The following is an 18,263-nucleotide window of genomic DNA, read 5'->3' on the forward strand; positions in this document are numbered from 1 at the left end:
TTAAAAGATATACTCTATTTATTTTTAAATACATAAGCACAGGAAAATTAGCGAGTATCCTATTGTAAGCTAATAATATCGTACTTTATTCTATTCTAATAACTTTCCCTTGATATTATATTCATAAAAGGAGTAATTTCCACGTAAAGTCTTACTGCCACCAGATCATTACACTAGACATTAAGGAGTCAGTTTATAACCTTAAGACCTCCTAAAGATAGGTATTTTCCTTCCATCTTTTTCCGTGAATTCTACCGTAACTTTATCACCTATTTCTGCATCATCCTCAATATTTGCATACATTCTAAAACCTTCATCCAATTCTATGATACCGTAGTATATCTTTCCTTTTGCGCTTTGGAACATGGTAATAGAGAAGACCTTTCCTTCTCCTTTACTTACTTTAATCTCAAGATCTTTAGAATCGCATTTAGGACAATAATCCCTAGGATAGAAAAACACATATCCGCAAGACTTACACTTAATATATGGTAGTTTTCCATCATTCATTAAATTTATGTATTCCTTTCTTATCTCATCAAACATTTTATTCACCCAAAATCATGGTTACTGCATGACCTCTATTCCATCCTCCTATTCCATTGACTAGAACTCTATTAGCATTTTTTACTTGATGCCCTTTTGCCATGTTATTAAGCTGAGAAAGAGCTTCTTCTAGAATAACTCCTCCACTCATGAAAGCAGGTTGTCCCACGTTTAAGGAACCTCCCCCAGTGTTTATAGGTACTTCTCCACTAAAGGTAGTATCTGTTTGTTCCACAAATTTTCCTCCTTTACCTTTTTCCGCTAGTCCTAGGTCTTCTATTTCTAATAATACGGTTATTGTGAACGAGTCATATAACTCAAATGCGTCAATCTTATCTAAATTAATTCCTCTACTGCTTTCTACTGTAGGAGTATATATTATGTCTGGTAGTTCTGGAGGCATTTCAGCCCAATGAGCTTCACCATAGAACTGAATTTTAATAGGTCTTAAGTTAGAATTTCTCTGATGTTTACTAATTATAAATGCGTGAAACCCGTCTACAGGATACACAATTTCGAGTAGCCTTAGCGGATCACTAACTAACCTTGAAGAAGTTACATCGTTTACTGAAAGAGGAGATTTATATAATGATTTTTCGTTATACATTGCGTTTTTCCTTTGATTTACAGCTATTGTTGCCCTTTGTTCGTCAGTGGTACCAAAAAGTTTCTGATGCCTTTTAGCTACTAGAGCGTAATCCGTTACTGGGTTCATGTCTTCATAAATTCTAAAAAACTCATCGAAAGGTGTTAGACTAATGTTATATAATCTATCTATGGAATCTGCAGTGACTTTATTTTCTCTTAGAAAAGAACCTTTACCTCCTACTATGCAAAGTGCAGTATCTATTTCTCCGGAACTCACAAGTTTCTCCGCCCTATATACCATAGTAAGTGCAGAAGGCCCACCGTAATCTATTACATCTATATATTTCGGTCTTATCCCTAAAAAAGACGGAATCTGAAAGGAAGGAAAATGGACATTGGCTTTACCGTCAAAAGTCCCAGCAAGTATAGTGAAAAATAGCCCGTCTATATCCTTTGGATTAACTGATGCCATTTCCATAGCGTTATTAACTACCTCAGAGAGTAGCTGAAAAGTCGAGCCCTCGTACTTTTTATACGTTAATCCTGCGAAACCAGTTATCATTTTTACACCCTATATTTCTTTATAATTTCTTCTTTTAAAGAAATTCCCAAACCCGGTCTTTGTGGCGGAATGAACTCTCCATTTTCGTATTTTATCTCTCCTACTAATCCCTCTCTTAAAGGATTATATCTTAGGTGATACTCTATCATGGGTGAATTAATAGCTAATGCTACATGAAGACTTGCTATAAATCCTATCCCTCCAGCCGAGTAATGCGGTATTAACGGAAAACTAAAAGCTCTAGCAAAGTTTCCTATTCTTAACATTTCTGTAATTCCTCCACTCCATGCAGCATCAGCTTGCACTATATCTACGGCGTGATTTAAAATAATATCTCTAAATTCGTATAATGTAAAGGCTGTCTCGTATCCAGCTATTGGAACATCCAAGGCTTTAGCTAATTCAGAGCTTAAAGAAGGGAAGTCAGTAGGTATTGGTTCCTCGAAAAATATAATACCTAGTTTTTCTAGCTCTTTTCCGACCTTTAATGCTGTATTAAAGTCATATACGTTGTTTGCGTCAACTGCAATATCCACCTTCTCAAAATTATCTTTTATTGCCCTTAACCTCTTTAGGTCTTCTTCAACTTTAAGTCCACCTATCTTTATTTTAACGGTATCAAAGCCCTTATCTATATAACTTTTAACTTCATCTAATAGTTTCTCTATATCCTTATCCTGCCTATAATAACCTCCCGTGATATAACCTTTTATCCTCCTACTCGAGGCTCCAAGGATTGAATATATAGGAGCTCCAAATTCTTTACCTAATATATCCCATAACGCTATATCTATGCCACTAATTGCAGAAATTATTATTCCTCTCCTTCCTAGTCTAAAAGTAGATTTATACATTTTGTCCCACAAGTTTACCGGAGATACTTCCTCACCTAATGTTAATGGTTTAAGAATTTTTTCTATAGTAGTTGCTACAGATTCTAAAGCTCCATATGCTATAGACTCTCCATATCCTATCTCCCCATCTTCAGTAGTGACTTTTACTACTACAACGTCCATATGATGCTCCGCACCTTCTTTAACGGCTAACGCATCTTGCTCATAAAATTCTCTAGAAGATAATTTTATCGTTTCAATATCACGTATTTTCATTCCTAAATGCCCTCCTCATAATCTTCCCGGAAGGGGTTTTTGGAATTTCATTAACAAAATTTACGATTCTTGGAACTTTGTACGGAGCTAGATTTTTTCTGCAGAGGGAAATGATCTCTTCTTTAAGCTTTTCACTTGGTTCATAACTATCCTTAAGTTTTATAAATGCTGCTACAGTTTCTCCTCTATATTCGTCAGGTAAGCCAACTACTGCTACTTCACTCACTGCAGGGTGCTCATAAATAACTTCCTCTACTTCCCTCGGCATAATCTTAAAGCCTGAAGCGTCAATTATGTCCTTTTTCCTGTCTATAATGTAAACCCAACCATTAACTATTTTACCTATATCTCCCGTAGGTAACCATCCATCTTTGAATTTATCCATTTTCCAATATCCAGACACTACTTGAGGTCCTCTTACTAATATTTCTCCGTCTTCAGCTACTTTAATTTCGGTGTTATACACTGGAATGCCAGAACTTACTATACCGGTTTCTTTATCTACTGGAAGTTCACCGTCATAAGGATAAGGCCATAAAGTTGCAGGGGAAGTGGTTTCAGTCAACCCCCAAGCCATGTAAATCCATTGTCCTATTTTTTCTTTCCATTCTAGTTCTAACGCTCTTGGCATTGGCATCCCTCCAGATGACCATAGTCTCATACTTGAAAGATCTTCGTTATTGTAGGCATTGAGCATAGCTCTATATGCCGTAGCTACACTCATTGTAACGGTAGTTTTCTTTTCTTCAACATCTCTAAGTGCCAGTGAAGGATTGAATCTGTAAGAAATATCTATTTCGCTTCCGGAAAGTACTGCCGTAGTTATGTGAAAAATCTGTCCCGTTATATGGAAAAAGGGGGCAATACCTAAAATTTTATCTCTCTCAGAGAAATTAAACCATTTATTGTAAATAATGGATGAGGCAAAAATGTTTACATGGGTAATTGGTACACCTTTAGGTTTTCCTGTAGTTCCTGAGGTGTAGACTAGTAATGCTAAATCGTTCGGTTTTAAGTCTTCTGCTAAATCTCTGGATAAAGACTTAAAGTTTAATTCCTCATTACAGTCATTAACCTTCCATTTTTCTCTAAGCTCTTCCGGAATTTCGTGGAACGTATAAGGGCTTGTTCTTATTACTTTTATCTTTGAGTTATCCACTTTCGCCTCACATGAAGCTATCATCAAGTGAACTCCAGAGTCATGGATAAGAAACTCTAACTCCCTTTCTGAGTAAGAAGGGTTTACCGGAAGTACTATTCCTCCTTTCTCCCATATTGCATATTCCAAAATTATAAACTGAGGAATATTCTGCATAGATAAGATGACTATATCTCCCTTCCTAATATCGAGCTGAGACGATATTCCTTTGACCATTAGGTAAAGGTCGTTGTATGTAATTCTATTTCCAAAATAATCAATAGCAACATTGTCTCCATATTTAGACGCCGATTCCTCCAAAATTTTAGGCTGAGTTTTTGGATTGTATATTTCACTTAATTCTTCTCCTTTGATCATAATACTAAACCTCCGGTCACTTCTATAATTGCACCATTAATATACGAGGCTTCTTCTGAGCAGAGAAAAGTTATTACATTAGCTACATCCTCTGGACTTCCTACTCTTTTTAAAGGAATCCTATCAATTATTATCTTTCTTACTTTCTCTGGAACACTTGCAATCATCGGCGTATCAATGAACCCTGGAACTATAGCGTTTACCATTATGTTATATTTTCCTAATTCTCTAGCTAAAGTTTTAGTAAAACCTATTATCCCTGCTTTTGCTGCGGCATAATTAGCTTGACCGTTATTTCCTAACCAACTTGCAGACGACATGTTAATAATTCTTCCCCAGTTATATTTTATCATGCCCTCTACTACTTGCTTTGTACAATTAAAAGCCCCATAAAGATGTACTTTTATAACTTGATCCCATTGCTCCGGAGTCATTTTGACGAATAATGCGTCCCTAATTATTCCTGCATTATTAACTAGAATATCCACATGATCGATGCCTAGTATTTTAATTGCGTTCTCGTAAAACTCCTTACACGAATTCCAATCCGACACATCAACTTGTAATCCTATAACCCGAGAACTTGTTTTAGACTCAATCTCACGGGCTTTTTCTTTAATATCTTCTCTTATATCTCCAAGTATTACAGTATATCCTTTATATGCCATCTTTAACGACGTTGCATAACCTATTCCACTCCCTGCTCCCGTCACTAGCGCTACTCTAGACATAAATATTACCTAGCTCTTTAAATGATTACCAAATTAAAAACAACTCTCTTTACATATAAAGATGAGAATTTAAATATAAGCTTAAAGAGCTCGCATTTATTGCTAAAGTTTAAATAATAAAGTCCTTACGACTTTACTTGAAAAGTATAGCTGATACTTTTTATTTTAGCTAACTGAATAAACTTAGAGAGAAAATGTCCTCTGTAAAAAGAATATATCTTCTAGATTATGGAAAATTGGCTGGAGAAATAGGATGGTATTTACCTAAAGCTGAATGTTATTTAGATAAGGATAAACCAAAAACAAAGGAATGGTTTTATTTACCTGTAAGTGGTGCCTTAGTAGAGCACGATGACGGATATTTGCTTTTTGATACCGGACTAAACATGGAGTCCGAAAAAATAGTTCCTAAAGAAGTCTTAGATGTATTCCCTATACTAAAACTCGACGAAAGTAATTCAATAGAAAATCAATTGAAATTGATTAATCTTAAGCCAGAAGATATATCCACTGTTGTATTATCTCACTTGCATTGGGATCATTCCGGTCAGTTAGCAATATTTAAAGATTTAAAAACACCGCTAATAGTTCACAAAAGAGAATTAAATTATGCATTATATAGCATATGGATAGGTAAAAGTGGGGCATATATCTATCAGAACTTAGAGCCACTTAGGGGTGCTAATTGGGTTCCTATTGAAAATACACAATATGAAATTTATCCAGGGATAGAACTAATATTAATGGGAGGCCACACACCAGGTAGTACGATGTTAAAAGTGACTACTAAGCAAGGTAACACTTATCTATTCACTAGTGATTTTATCCAAGTACCAATAGAACTTGATGTAGAAAATATGGGATGGCTAATGGGAGATGCAGAAGAGTGGTATACCTCTGTCAGAAAACTTAAGATGCTTCTGAGAAATAAAAGAACGTATGCAGTCATAGGGCATGATCCAGACCTCTGGAATAAGTATCCTAAAATTCCCAATAACTTAGAATAATTTTTTATCAAGAAGAATTTACTAAAATATTAGCATGTTTTTACTGTATGTACCATCTTTACTTGTAAAATGTATAACATAAATATTCCTCGCCAGGAGTTATTATCGGATAATAATGGCAAAAAGCATTAAAAGCCCTAAAAGCAAGGACGTTATAACTAGATATGATTGGTTTATTTTCGGTGTAGCATTAGCAGGATGGACATTAGCGTCTATGGATCTCAATTTATATTCAATAAATTTGCCATTTATATTATCAGACTTCCACATTAGCCTACAGCTAGGAGGAGTAATAACATCAATTATTTTTGCTGGAGCTACAATAGTAGTGTGGGCTTTAGGTCCTCTATTAGATTCTTACGGTAGAAAAACGGTATGGCAAATCAGTCTAATATTTACTGCATTATTTACTGGATTTACTATTTTCGCATACACTGTAGTACTTTTAACCTTAGTTAGAGTACTCGCAGACGGTTTTTCATATATAGAATTTCCCACCGGCATTACAATAGCCAATGAACAATTCCCTGAAAAACATAGGGGTAGCATGTACGGATGGGTTCAAGGAGGATTTCCATTAGGATACTTTCTGGCAGTTATAATATCTTATCTAGTAGAACCATATTTTGGAGGACCATATGCTGGCTGGAGATACGCATTTTTAATAGGAATAGTCCCTATAGTAGTTGTAATTATAATGAGATTATGGGTAAAAGAACCAGAAAGGGCAGATTATATGCTAAAGGCGAAGAAACTGGTAAAGGAAGGTAAAATTGAAGAGGCTAAAAAACTTCTTGAGAAATATAACATGGACTTATCCCAGATAGCCAATTTTACATATAAGCAAATGTTTACTGATCCTAAACTTAAGAAGCAAAGCATTGTAACGACATTAGCAGAGGTTAGTCACGAATTTGCTACTCCTGCTTTGTTCTTCTTTACCTCCACCGCATTAATTTACTATAAGCATTTTCCTCCTAATTTAGTATTTATCACATTAGCCATAGCGACCTTCTTAGCATTCCTAGGTTATGGAATTATGGGACATATAGGACAAAGAATTGGAAGAAAGAAAGCTAGTGTTATTATTGGATTAATAGGCGGAGCTTCAGTAATATTTTTCGCCTTATCTAGTGGCTATTTAGCAACTATAATTTCTACATTACTATTCTATCCACTAGTACTATCGTGGAACGGAACGTGGTGGTCATACATAGCCGATACATTCCCTACTAGAGTAAGAGGAACTGCAGAATCATGGCAGGTCGGCCTAAACGATTTTGCATGGGTAATAGGAAGTTTAGTTTACGGGTTTGTAATAACAGGCATTGGATTTACATTAACTTACATATTTTTTGCTGCAGTGCCAGTATTTTTAGGTGCAGTAGTAGTAGGACTTTTCGGAAAACACGCAGACCCCAACGCTAAACTAGAAGATATAGCATGGTAAATTTTTAATTCTTTATATAATATTTAACAATTTTTTTATAACAATCCTTAATAAAATAGATGCAGCCATTTTTGTAACTCCAAACTCTTCTGCAATATCATCAAGATCTACCTTTCTTGGCACCTCGAAGTATCCTAATTCTCTGGCCCTAGATATAATCTTTTTCTGTTTATCAGTTAATAAAATATCAGTTACATTTCTAGAGATAGCCCTTAAAATTACATTGTTATTGATTTTTTGATAATTAAAATCTAATATTTTGATACTATTTGAGGTATTTAATTCGCTAAATATTTTATTCGCGATATCTTGTGTAGTTATAAACTGATATTCCTCTATCCCATTATATATCTTTGCATTAATTAAAACGACGTTAAAGTTTCTTAACCTACCTAAAATAGTATTATCTCCTTTCTGTAGCATATCGACAAATATAATCTTAAGTTTGCTATTACCTAATAAGATATTTTCTATATTATAGTCTAAAATACTTTTGTCCCTATCTATAGCATTTTTTATGGATTTTTTCTGACCATCTCCAGAAACTATTGCAATCCTCGTAGCCTTCAAAACTCCTATACTAGATATATCATCAATTAAGAAATCTGAATAATTTGACGATGTAAAGTTACTCCAACACTCTAAATGCTTAAGCTTTAACGAATAGTAATATTTATGTTGCATAATAATATCATTCTATATAAGCTTAAATTTTTTCGTAGAATATTAATATTATTGTATAATCAATTTATAATTATATATAATTGAGCACATTAAAACTATAAATAGATATGTCATACTTATATTACTTAAAAATTCCTAACAAATAAGAAAAGTCGCCAATTTTTCGGCATTTATTTCATATTAACTTTAGTATGGACTTATTACTGCAATCTTCGTCTTATCTAGTACTCTCTATATGATAAGAACACTGTTAAACTCTTTGATGTTTTGTAGGTCTTCTTCACGATTTTGATCTTCCATCAATCTAAGTAGAAGCGTTAATACACTATGATGTTTTCATCGTAATTCCTTATATTATTTCTCACTTGTAAGGCATATATCTTTTTAGAGAAGGATTAAAATTTTAATTGATTACTAGTCATATAACAGTACAAACCTACAAACGTATATTGAAATATATTATGTAATAATTGAATGATATAATCTCATAAATATGCAATAAAGCAATTAATTTAAAGCTAGTTTACACTACTTACGCGAATATATCTAATATCCACAATATTTTGAACTCTCTTATCTATCTCCTTATTATTTATTAAAATATAGGCAAAGTTGTATATTTAATTTATATAGTTTTTTCTACTGTGTGGCATTATTCAATCTTTATCAAAGTGAATGAGAAAGATCATTTCATACCAACGCTTGATTTAATAAGAATTTGGACTTAACATCTATGGAAATTAAACTACACAATAAAGCAAGTTGCTACATAATAGTTTCAAAAGGTGTCAAGGATATACCTTGTCGTATTACCTTTTTGGTACGTGCAGTCTTTTATGTCTGAGCTTAGCATTATTTCGTCCCTCTTAATTTCTATAAATAGAGTGATTATCTAATTATTTTGCTATCTAATACTTCTATTTTTCCTCCTTTTATTACATGATTTACTTTAGATATATCTCTAATGTTTTCTATAGGATTTCCATTTATAATAATTATATCAGCATCCCTACTTTCAATAATTAACCCAGAATTCAATCCTAATGCGGTAGCCGAGTTGTAAGTAGCAGCTCTTAAAGCTTCTTCATTAGATAACCCGCCAATCTCAGTTAATAGTACAATTTCCGACCAATTCTTACCTATATCATAATCCTCTAACCCCGTTTCAAATCCCATATCTGTACCCGTTATAATGGTTATTCCGAACTCTTTCGCCTTCTTTATAACTCTTTGTAAATTTTCTCTAACCTCTGCAACTTTTTCTAAACCCCACTCATCAACTCCTATCGACTTGCCATATTTATATAAAATCTCGGCAATTGTAAGTGTGGGGGTTAAGCTAACGTTCTTCTCCTTCATTAGTTTTAATGTGTCATCCTTAAGCATACTTCCGTGTTCCAACGTCTTTATTCCAGCCTCTATAGCAATCCTTCCTCCTTTATCTCCATGAACGTGGGCTGCCACATACGTTCCGGCTTTTTCTGCCTCATTAACTATTGCCCTTATTTCCTCAAATGATAGCTGGGGCATTTCCGGTCTATCTCTTTGTGACAGGACACCTCCAGTAGCAAATATTTTAATGAAATCTGAGCCGTCCCTCAAAACTTTCCTAGCAGCATGAATACAGTACTCCGTTCCATCACATATTTCAGAAAAGCCTAAAGAAATTGAAAACTCTAAAGGTATATCATGGCTAAATTCTCCATGACCGAAGGTCTGAGATATGGGCTTGCCCGCTGCAATGATTTTAGGCCCTTTTATGTATCCTTCATTTACCGCTTTCTTTAATGAAATACTTATTGGCTCTCCACAATCCCTAACTGTAGTAAATCCTGCTCGCAATAATTTTTCCAGCCATCTAGTAGCTTTTAACGCTCTATACTCTGGTTTTTCAAACATGATTTTTAATAGACTACCTCCTTTAATTCCTGAAATATGCATATGTGAATCTGTCAAACCTGGCATGACAAACATGTCCTTTGCGTCGATCTCTTGCCTTGCATTCAGTTCGTCCTTCGAAACCTTAATTATTCTACCATTATTTATATAAATATTCGTTTTGCCTAGAAATTCATTACCACTAAATACGTTACCGTTTTTTATCGCTATATCGTATTCCATATTTATTACTGCTTTTACACGCTTATATTTTTTCAATCAGAGTTAGGTAAGATTGATAGATATTTAAATTAAATTTAACTATTACTAACGAATTAACATGAGGAGCGAGGAGTCTGTTAAGAATTTAGTTAAAAAACAAAAAATTTTACATTTTAATAATAATTCTTAATTTAATACCTTGGTTTCTTGAGACGTATGGTTTAGAGCTTTACTTTTTGTTCCACTATATAATGCAAGTTCATTAAAGATAAGATCTTCCCATATTAAGTATAACAGAATCGGTATAGAGTGAGCGGTTATTTATTTGATAAAATATCATCTAAGTATATTATATTATCTACAGTAGAACTTTTTACAATATTTACTATATTAGCCGGGTACGTATCAAACGGTATAGAATTAGTAATTTATAGGTTCTTAGTAGGCGTTAGGAATATTTCAACTTGTAGCTTTTGCAGGCGATCTGTTAAATACTACTAGGGCTTTAAGAATAGGAGCTAATAGTGTAGCCTTCGGAATTGGGCTCTTTGTAGCACCTTACGTTATCTCACCATTTTTACCCAATTTTAGCTTTCCATTCTTAATCTCTGGAATCATGTCAATGGTAACTTTAGCATTATTCTTCTATTTTATCCCAGTAAATTATAGGGAAGAAGTAAGGGAAAAAGACCTTAAAAAGATTATAAATGCAATAATATTAAGTATTAAGATCTTATCTTTTGAAATAGCATTATTTGGATTTTTTAGGATATTATTCTGATTACCTCCTATACGGTCTAGGACTAAGTAAATCAGAAGCAAGAATAATAGCGTCAATGAACGGATTAGGGGAATTAGCATTTTTACTACCAATAGCCTTCATAAGCGATAAGGTAAGCAGGAAAATAAGTCTAGTATTAAGTGCCGTAATACTTACGCTGGCATCTATAGGATTATTCATAGAATATTTAGGATATATACCAATGATCTTACTTACAACAGCGTGGGGAGCGGGATACAGAGGTCTAATAGTTAGTATAATATCTTTCTCACAGGATTTAGTCCCTGATGACGTTTTAGGCTCAGTTACAGGCTTCATGTTCTTTACATTTAATTAGGAACAATAATCAGTGCACCAATAATGGGTTCATTCACACAGCCTTATGGTTTTGAAAAAGCAGGATTATTAGCAATTGCATTGCCCATTTTATAGCCTTATTACTGTCATTGATAGTTAGGAAAAAGAATATAAATAAAAATAAATATGAATTTCATTTTTAATCCTCAAAACACCTTTTATTAAGGGAGTAAGTAAAATTATTTGGCCGACCTAATACCCCAATAATAGAAGGCCAATGAAGCTATAGCTGTTATTGCGGAAGCCTCATAGAAGTTAATTATTGATAGGGCACCATTATCGCCTATATAGGTCATTAGAGTTAAGAAGCCTATATAAGCCATATACCAAACGGAATTCCGTACATCCTCTTTTACCTTATATATTATAGAGAACACCACTACTGCTATGAGCAATAATAGGACAGCGTAAGGTACAGAAGGCCAACCGCTCCAATATATTATTAAAGATGCAAACATAAATGCTAAGACAGAAACTACATTAGAGGCTGGTATGATAGGCTTTATCTTGCCCTTAGAGATCAATGCCTGCATTGCCACCGGATTCGCGGAAAAGCCTATATAGCCTGCAACCACGGAATCGCTTATTAAACCGTAAATTGTAGGTAGAGGAGCTGCAATGTAAGTGACTAAAGCGCCAACTATAACAAAAACTATTAGTGCCCACAGCGGAATCGAGTATTTATTCAATTGCTGTATTTTTTCTGGGACATATTTTGACCTACTGATAGCGAATAACACTCTCATACCGCCACCTTGATAAATATATCCTGTAACAAAAGGCCCGATGATTCCTATTATCCCAGTTAATATTAATAGAGAAATTACTTCTCTTGTGCCGGCTATGTCAATAAATGGATTCCCTGGGAGACTACTTAAAGATCCCCAGTCCCCCGGAGAGATTCCCAAACCTTTCCAGTCCAAAGCTGCAATGAACGCTACCGCAAATGCAATATAGATTGCAGTTTGTCCTAATACCGTATATAATATAGCCTTTCCTAGCACAGTGTGATCTTTAGTCTCTTCTGCATAGTCTGGAATAACTCTTATCCCTCCAAACGCGAACATAGCTAAGGGTATTGCAGAGAATATTCCGGCAAAGCCGAAGGGCGCAAATCCGCCATATGCAGAAAAATTAGTAAAATGAAGGAAATAAATTAAAAAACCTAAAAGTACAGATATGTATAATATGAATTTTACCATCCCAAACCAAGTAGTCGATTTACCAAAGAATTTTACGGTATAATAGTTAAATGGTATAAATGCAATCATAATTAGAACTCCAAGTGCAGCCCCTAACGTAGTAGGAATGCCTTGGCTGTTAATAAGGATGATATTATAATTGACAGTGAAATAGTTTAATCCTTCGACAACTGCCAGAGCCTCAATAGGAGGTATGAAGAGATACCAGATAAGGTCAGAAAATGCGTTTATTATATTAGTAACTCTGCCATGGGAATATAATGGATATCTAGAAGGCCCTCCCGCTTCTGGATAATACAATGCCATTTGAGAGTAAGTTAACCCTATAAATAGGTAAAAAATACCTCCCAAAAGCCATGATATTACAATAGCTGGACCTGCCACTGCAGCCATACCAGCAGAACTAAATAATACTCCAGTCCCTACGGCACCGGCTATACCAATTATCACTAAATTTAGTAAGCTAAGTTCCTTTTTTAAGGAGCTTACTTTCTTCTCCATAGGAAATAGTAATATTTATTGCCTAAAAAATTTCTCATTATTAAATAAGCCTTATTTTGATAATTTATATCATTAAAGAAATGTTGTTTCACCAAATTATTTCCCATAAAAGATGTGATATTATACCTTTCAAAATGAGGTTGCCAAAGGAAAAGATAGTAAAGAGCTCATGAAATATAACATGTTCTTATAATTCGTAATAAACATAACTTATAGAACTTGAATATGGGAAGAGATTCTGAATTTTTATCACGCTGTAAAAACGGCGTACATAGCGTCCACCACAAGCAAATTAGAGAAGCTTTACGAAGGAGTCAAGGGACAGAGGCTTCTTACCGGAGTTTTAAAGCCAAAAGGGAACGTAGTTCAAGATATTCCATGCGGAGTCCAGTACCATATAGTAGCGGAAGACCTTGTTCTTTACTCCCTCAAGTGCCCTATCCTCGCTCTTCTAGTCTTCTTCGGTTACCTCAACTTATCACCCAACTCGTATGGATCTCCCTCGAAGTTCGTGACGAAGGTGAATTGCCTCGACTTTCCCTTAACTTAGACAACGACGTAATAGTAAAGCTAGTCAAGCTTAATGACCCTATTGACAACATACACCCTATCATTAACTTCCTCTCCGTCAGTGGAACTGCGAAAAGGACTTTGAAGCCATCTAAGCTTGACTTTCCCTTATCACCGTCTTTACCGGCATTTCCTTGACCACCTTTAGGAGGCCTGCGTCTGCGAGGAGGTAATCTATCTTGACGTGTTGGGACACTTCTTTTACGCTTCTGAGTAAGAAGTGTGATGGACTGTCGCTTTTTAAGTCTGTATCTCGACTAAGGAATGTTAACAACAATTTTATTAATTTGATATAAATTATACAAAGTGTAAATTAGTTTCAATTCATGATTAGATCTATAGGTAATAATAAAGTCTGTTACAATTTTAATCTATATTATAATTTTTATTGTATAATCAAAGTGTTCAAAAGGAAGAGGGATTTAAGGTAATTTTGAATGAATTACAAATGAATAAAATTGTTATCCTCACTCTATTGTTTAATCTAAAAATTCATATTTAAGCCAATAGTTGTGCATATTAATAATATAGATTTATTTTTAAGGAGGCGATTTTGGGTCTACCGTAAAAGGCGAGGCTTTCAGACTTTTGTAAAAAGGAAGATAATTACATATAATTATTAGATTCATAGTCCTCGTAAAAGTATAATGAGTGCTCTATTGCTTTGTAAAAGTTCTCGAGCTTAACGTTCTCATTAGGTGCATGAGCGTTGGATGAAGGTGTTCCTACTCCTATTGCACTAACTATTTCCCTTATTCCTAAGTCGTAAAATAACCCCATTGGCTGAGTACCTGCAGCATTAGGTAAAATTATTGGATCCTTTGAGTAAGCCTTATTCGCTGATGAGACCATTGCCTTCACTACTGCAGTGTTTAGATCAGTCCTTACCGGCTTTTCCAAACCCATGGGAATAATTTCACCATTATGACTTTTAACTATTCTCTCCAATTCTTCGTATATCTTTTTAGGATTCTGATCAGGAACAAGTCTGAAGTCCATTTTTACCATAGCATGAGAGGGGGCTATAGTCTTACTCCCCTGGCCTACGTAACCCGCAATTATCCCGTCTATATTGCATGAAGGAGAAAGGTATAAAGCGCTGACTAGCTCTTTGCTATCCTCGAAGTTTAAAGAATAAACTCCTAATGACTTTTTATACTCCTCAACATCAAGGTCTATCTTATCTAAAAGTTCCTCGACTTCCCTAGTTATTTTCACGTTGTCATAAAATCCCTTAATTTTAACCTTATTCCCGTCGTAGATCTCGTTAAGTATTTTTATTAACTCCCACACAGGATTCTTAATTACTGGTGCCACAGAGGAATGGACGTCTCTTTCTCCCGTCTTAACAGTTATTTGAACGTAAACTAAGCCTTTAACCCCGAGGACTATCATTGGCCTTTCCTTAGTATCTAGCCCTGCTCCCTCCATTATTACTGCAGAAGATTTGCTCAACTCCTCCTTCCTAGACTCAATGAACTCTCCTAAGTTAATACTTCCTATCTCTTCTTCACCTTCAAACACAAAGTTAAAATTCAGTTTCCCCTTGTACTTGGAGAACGCTAATAGTCTAGCAATTAATGTACCTTTATTATCTGATGCCCCTCTTGCAAAAATATAGCCGTTGGAAATTGTTGCTGAAAATGGTGGATACTTCCATCCGTTTAAAGGATCAACTGGTTGAACGTCATAATGATTATAAACTAAAAGAGTCTTATTTCCTCCGTTATCAGCTTTCCCGTAAACTACGGGATGGCCCTTAGTTTTCACTATTTCAGCGTTTATTCCCAGTTCTTTCATAAATTCTTTAAGCCAACTTGCGGCTTCATTAATTCCTTCTCCTGTAGCAGAAACTGAGGGTATTTTTAGGAATTCCTGATATTTTCTTAAGAAAAAGTCTAACTCATCTTTTGAGAACTCCATGCAATTTATCCTCTGGAAACATTAAATATTTTTGCATGCTTTTTCCAAAGATCTTATTGAGCAACGAAGGAAATAAACCGGTTACCTTCGGTCTAATCAAGATCTACAATATCGAATCTATCATTTTCGCACTTCTCTTATCTATACTGTTAAATTCTATCTCAAATACATCATCTTCAGTATCTATTATGAAAACCTTACCGTCAACTCTGAATAAACTATTCCTTCCCCTAGTTTTAAACGTTGTATCTCCCTTGTTTGTAATGACACTCCAAACGAATTCATCTCCTGTAGTGTCTATCTTTAATATCCTCTCAATTTTAGGTATAAAGTATCTAGCCTCAACTACCTTTTCCAGGATTTCTTCTCCTTTCACCTTCCTAAAATCTTCTACTGTAAAATACCTTCCCTCGGATGTTTCTATGAGTAAGAAAGAAGGTCTAGTTATTGGGAAAGGTTTCCAGAAGTTCTCAACCGCATATAGCGTTCCGCTTATCTTTACCTTGTTTTCGTCAACAACCTCTAGATCAACGGGCTTTAGCATTTCCAGATAGTAGTTAAATCCCCTCCCCTCTATTCCGGGCTTAATTTCCTCCATGTATGGTATCTGGGTTTGGAATATTTCGTAAAATTTTCCCTTTTTCCTTATCAGCTCGTATAAAGTTCCCTCCTCAACTATTCTTCCGTCCTCCATTACTATTATCCTATCAGCGTAATAAAGCGTTGAAACTCTGTGAGCTATCATAATGATTGTTGAGTCCTTAAACTGTGAAAGCAACGTATCCATTATCTTCCTTTCAGTATAACTGTCAACAGACGCAGTAGCCTCGTCAAGGATTAACATCTTTGGGTTCTTTAAGAAAAGTCTTGCAATCTCTATCATCTGCTTCTGTCCGCTGGATATCTTATTACCCCTCTCTCCTAAGTGAGTATCATAAGCAAACGGCATTTCCATGATGAAGTCGTGGGCACCGCTCGCCATTGCTGAGGCAATTATTTCCTCAGGCTTCGCATTCAGTTTGCCGTACCTTATATTATACTCTACAGTACCGTAGAAAATTGTTGGCTCAGCTCTTATTAATCCTACTTGTTCTCTGTAGCTCTTTAAGTCCAACTCCTTTAATGGTACGCCGTCAATCAGTATTTCACCGCTCTGAGGATCATAAAGCCTCAGGAGGAGCTTCACTACGGTAGATTTCCCTGAGCCGGATTTACCTACTATTGCAACCTTCTCTCCCTTACTTACCTTAAGGTTTACTTCTTTAATTATTGGCTTAACTTGATCGTAACTGAAAGTAACGTCCTTTAGCTCTACTTCACCCCTAACCTCTATCTTCTTAGGCTCTGCAGGGTTCCTCACATCGCTTTCAGCGTTAAAGACTTCCATTAATCTATCCATTGAAGTTAATGACTGTTGACTAAAAGGAATCACGTTATTGATGAGGTTCTGTACAGGTTGATAAAACATTGTGGTGTAAGTTACGAATGCCACAAGGCTTCCTAGCTCTATCTTTCCAGCAAGTACTTCTTCTCCTCCTAAATACCATATAATTATTGTTATTATTGATATTGAGGCACTAATTAATGGAAACCAAGTTAGGTTAGTCTTTATTACGTTCATTTGTGAACTTATAACCTCTGAGTTTAATTTAGATAATCTGTTACTCTCAAAGTCTTCCTTCACGTAAGACTTTATGGAATCAATGTTTGGAATAGTATCAGTTAGTAAAGAAGAAATATCGGCAGTCCTCCTCCACAGCTTATGATAAGCTATTTTGCTTCTCCTCCTGTACATTATTGTTCCGAAGATGATAATGGGAAATGGAATTAAGGAGTATATTCCAAGAGAAGGAGTTATTAGGAATATTGCTACTCCTACACCTATTATAGTACCCACGTTTGTTATCATTGCAGGTATTCCCCAAGTAACGAACCATAAAGTATTACTAATATCGGTAGTAAGCCTTGATAATATCCTTCCGGTATTATACCTGTCTATGAAGCTTGAAGACATGTCCATTACGTGTTTATAGAGCTTTAACCTTAGTGAATTAACTATCCTTTGACCGTTGAGGTTCAGAAGAAAGTTCTGTATTGCTGAAATTATGACGTTTAATACGTTTACCGCTATTAGGGATACGACTAATATGATAAAGAGGTAGACTTCTTTCTCCTCAAATACGTTGTTTATTAGAATTTTTAATAAATACGGAGGTATTAAGCTTAGTATTACCAGGATAGAAGAGAGAATCGTACCTAAGATAACTCTATATTTATAAGGAGATATTAAAGAGAGTAGAAAGTGCCTTACGTTCCTCTTCTTTTCCTTAGGGCTTTGTATTTCCACATTCTTGTTCTTTAGTGCATAATACAAAGTTAGGAGTTCTTCTTTTTTCTTGTTGGTAAATTCTGCAATTAGTACTTTCTTTCCCTTATTCTTTATGTAAATCCTATTTATTCCCAGTCCTTCCTCCAATACCACGTCCTCAATATCTGATAAATTATAAACATTACCGTTAACTTCAAGCTTTCCGTCATGTAGGATAATCTTAATCTTAGAAAACCTTCCTTCATTAACGTCTGCCTCAAATTCCATAGAAAATGAATACATTAGGTAAGTTAAAAAAATAATGTGA

15 protein-coding genes and 1 pseudogene are annotated in these 18,263 nt (G+C 34.9%); 5 read left to right on the forward strand and 11 right to left on the reverse strand.

The genetic code is table 11. From position 1 onward, the window contains the following. Positions 1 to 201: 201 nt before the first annotated feature. Genes HS5_RS08510 through HS5_RS08530 form a run of 5 tightly spaced genes read right to left on the reverse strand, consistent with a single transcriptional unit; the run spans position 202 to position 5,052 of the window. A complete protein-coding gene (locus HS5_RS08510; protein ID WP_236750936.1) occupies positions 202 to 546 on the reverse strand; it encodes a zinc ribbon domain-containing protein in 345 nt (114 codons plus the stop codon). Position 547: 1 nt separating this feature from the next. Next, positions 548 to 1,696 carry a thiolase family protein gene (locus HS5_RS08515; RefSeq protein WP_236750938.1) on the reverse strand — a complete coding sequence of 383 codons (1,149 nt, stop codon included), beginning with the start codon at positions 1,694 to 1,696 and terminating at the stop codon, positions 548 to 550. A 2-nt stretch (positions 1,697 to 1,698) separates the two neighbouring features. Beyond that, the gene (locus HS5_RS08520; protein WP_236750940.1) at positions 1,699 to 2,805 is read right to left on the reverse strand and encodes a mandelate racemase/muconate lactonizing enzyme family protein; all 1,107 of its coding nucleotides are present in this window, start codon (positions 2,803 to 2,805) and stop codon (positions 1,699 to 1,701) included. Further along, entirely contained in the window at positions 2,792 to 4,324 is a 1,533-nt protein-coding gene (locus HS5_RS08525; RefSeq protein WP_236753507.1) for an AMP-binding protein, read from the reverse strand. Before HS5_RS08525 ends, HS5_RS08520 begins: the two co-directional genes overlap by 14 nt. Continuing rightward, positions 4,318 to 5,052: a beta-ketoacyl-ACP reductase gene (locus HS5_RS08530; protein WP_236750942.1), complete on the reverse strand. Its 735-nt coding sequence runs from the start codon at positions 5,050 to 5,052 to the stop codon at positions 4,318 to 4,320. The genes HS5_RS08525 and HS5_RS08530 overlap by 7 nt, the downstream gene beginning before the upstream one ends. A 194-nt stretch (positions 5,053 to 5,246) precedes the next feature. Between HS5_RS08530 and HS5_RS08535 the strand changes: the two genes are divergently transcribed. Further along, positions 5,247 to 6,059, forward strand: coding sequence for an N-acyl homoserine lactonase family protein (locus HS5_RS08535; protein WP_236750943.1), 813 nt, complete (start codon positions 5,247 to 5,249; stop codon positions 6,057 to 6,059). 115 nt (positions 6,060 to 6,174) lie between these two features. Then, positions 6,175 to 7,509: an MFS transporter gene (locus tag HS5_RS08540; RefSeq protein WP_236750944.1), complete on the forward strand. Its 1,335-nt coding sequence runs from the start codon at positions 6,175 to 6,177 to the stop codon at positions 7,507 to 7,509. A gap of 12 nt (positions 7,510 to 7,521) precedes the next feature. On the opposite strand, the gene HS5_RS08545 is transcribed toward HS5_RS08540, so the two are convergent. After that, positions 7,522 to 8,193, reverse strand: coding sequence for a helix-turn-helix domain-containing protein (locus tag HS5_RS08545; RefSeq protein WP_236750945.1), 672 nt, complete (start codon positions 8,191 to 8,193; stop codon positions 7,522 to 7,524). Between the two features lie 888 nt (positions 8,194 to 9,081). After that, positions 9,082 to 10,314, reverse strand: coding sequence for an amidohydrolase family protein (locus HS5_RS08550; RefSeq protein ID WP_236750946.1), 1,233 nt, complete (start codon positions 10,312 to 10,314; stop codon positions 9,082 to 9,084). A gap of 288 nt (positions 10,315 to 10,602) precedes the next feature. Here HS5_RS08550 and HS5_RS08555 point away from each other — a divergent pair, with 288 nt between their 5' ends. From HS5_RS08555 to HS5_RS08565, 3 genes are all read left to right on the forward strand, one after another. Beyond that, complete coding sequence (locus HS5_RS08555) at positions 10,603 to 10,794, forward strand: hypothetical protein (RefSeq protein ID WP_236750947.1); 192 nt, start codon at positions 10,603 to 10,605, stop codon at positions 10,792 to 10,794. A gap of 115 nt (positions 10,795 to 10,909) precedes the next feature. Further along, complete coding sequence (locus HS5_RS08560; RefSeq protein ID WP_236750948.1) at positions 10,910 to 11,074, forward strand: hypothetical protein; 165 nt, start codon at positions 10,910 to 10,912, stop codon at positions 11,072 to 11,074. Further along, a complete protein-coding gene (locus HS5_RS08565; protein WP_236750950.1) occupies positions 11,049 to 11,411 on the forward strand; it encodes an MFS transporter in 363 nt (120 codons plus the stop codon). The genes HS5_RS08560 and HS5_RS08565 overlap by 26 nt, the downstream gene beginning before the upstream one ends. Before the next feature lie 199 nt (positions 11,412 to 11,610). On the opposite strand, the gene HS5_RS08570 is transcribed toward HS5_RS08565, so the two are convergent. The 4 genes and pseudogenes from HS5_RS08570 to HS5_RS08585 all read right to left on the reverse strand — a co-directional run bounded on the left by HS5_RS08570 (position 11,611) and on the right by HS5_RS08585 (position 18,223). Next, complete coding sequence (locus HS5_RS08570; RefSeq protein WP_236750952.1) at positions 11,611 to 13,134, reverse strand: APC family permease; 1,524 nt, start codon at positions 13,132 to 13,134, stop codon at positions 11,611 to 11,613. Between the two features lie 343 nt (positions 13,135 to 13,477). Then, positions 13,478 to 13,951 (reverse strand): annotated as a pseudogene (locus tag HS5_RS08575) (ISH3 family transposase); the annotation flags it as partial. A gap of 359 nt (positions 13,952 to 14,310) precedes the next feature. Then, the gene (locus HS5_RS08580; RefSeq protein WP_236750954.1) at positions 14,311 to 15,627 is read right to left on the reverse strand and encodes a M20/M25/M40 family metallo-hydrolase; all 1,317 of its coding nucleotides are present in this window, start codon (positions 15,625 to 15,627) and stop codon (positions 14,311 to 14,313) included. A 103-nt stretch (positions 15,628 to 15,730) separates the two neighbouring features. Beyond that, complete coding sequence (locus HS5_RS08585) at positions 15,731 to 18,223, reverse strand: DUF1854 domain-containing protein (protein ID WP_236750956.1); 2,493 nt, start codon at positions 18,221 to 18,223, stop codon at positions 15,731 to 15,733. Positions 18,224 to 18,263 lie beyond the last annotated feature (40 nt).

Source organism: Acidianus sp. HS-5 (assembly GCF_021655615.1).
Taxonomy (GTDB): domain Archaea; phylum Thermoproteota; class Thermoprotei_A; order Sulfolobales; family Sulfolobaceae; genus Acidianus.